3 protein-coding genes are annotated in these 1,103 nt (G+C 44.8%); all 3 read right to left on the bottom strand.

Translation table 11 applies throughout. The features are described from left to right. Positions 1-319, bottom strand: a 319-nt coding sequence (locus tag DCCM_RS06835) for a prepilin peptidase (protein WP_133163950.1), incomplete at its 3' end; no start/stop codon positions are given. Between the two features lie 29 nt (positions 320-348). Next, positions 349-705: a hypothetical protein gene (locus DCCM_RS06830; protein WP_104371683.1), complete on the bottom strand. Its 357-nt coding sequence runs from the start codon at positions 703-705 to the stop codon at positions 349-351. 115 nt (positions 706-820) lie between these two features. Next, a partial coding sequence (locus DCCM_RS06825) for a VanW family protein (protein WP_165792043.1) occupies positions 821-1,103 on the bottom strand: 283 nt, incomplete at its 5' end.

The following is a 1,103-nucleotide window of genomic DNA, read 5'->3' as shown; positions in this document are numbered from 1 at the left end:
ACTTTGCGTCTCCGGCACCGAAATTGCACATACCGGCAACAGCCAGCAAGGAAAAAATCACTCCAGCGCCAATGCTCCGCATATAAAGCAGGAGGGCTGCCTTTTCCCCATCTACGGTTACAAATATAAAACCCGCTATGATCAGGGGAAAGGTTATCCAGTTATAAATTTTCCCGTACCTCCAGTCCGTGTAGCAGCTAATAAGCAGACCGGCGCCAAGCAAAATATGGTCAAATCCGATATTTTCCACGTGGGCTGTAATATTTTCACCTCCACTGTGTTTAGATGTTTTGTTAGTCCCTAAATATTTGAGGGCCACCCCGAAGGGCGGCCCTTTGTTTTATACGCCTATATGCATATTTTATTAATCGTCATGGATTTAACCTGTATTGTATCGTTGTGCAACAAATAACCGCTGACTTTGATTTGGGCTATATTTTTGTTGACCGGGAATTGGCTAAACATGCCCGTCAGCATCCCCACGCTGTTCTCCCCGGTTATAAATTCGCTTGCCGGTATTAATTTATATTTTGCACCTTTGGAACTTACCAGTTCCAGATGTAGCGAATCCTGGGTGGATATCACCATCCATCCAGATGCTGTAATGGACTTGGGCTTAACTGTTTTTTCCGCAGCATAAGCATATGCAGGCAGAGCTAAGATTAGACTTAACATCAACAACGTGGCAATAATCCTTTTTTTCATATACATACCTCCCAGTTTTAATTTAGGGTAATGGTTATCACTTATCCTCCTTTCCCGTTTAATAAAAATAATCACAGCTTTAAGCCATGATTATTTTTTAAAAACACAACTAATTTTAGGCCAACAGCCATAATATGACCTCAATACCATTCCTGGCGGATATGGTTTCAATTTGTACCGGCTTGTCCAGAGTGTTCTTAAACTTGTAATCCCCGGCGGGCCAGCTAACCGCCGCCTCATACTCACCGGACGCATAGCTCACCGGTATTGAGTGGTTATATCGCTCTACAACCTCCAATCCAGCCTGCATAACAGCCTGGTGCAGGGCGGTGGAGAGCCTGCAAACACCTCCCCCCACATCCGGTTCCAGCTTTCCGTTGATGACGCTTTTGCCAGCC

Origin of the sequence: Desulfocucumis palustris (assembly GCF_002933875.1) — a bacterium.
GTDB lineage: Bacteria > Bacillota > Desulfotomaculia > Desulfotomaculales > Desulfocucumaceae > Desulfocucumis > Desulfocucumis palustris.
This window is presented reverse-complemented; position numbering and strand designations above follow the sequence as displayed.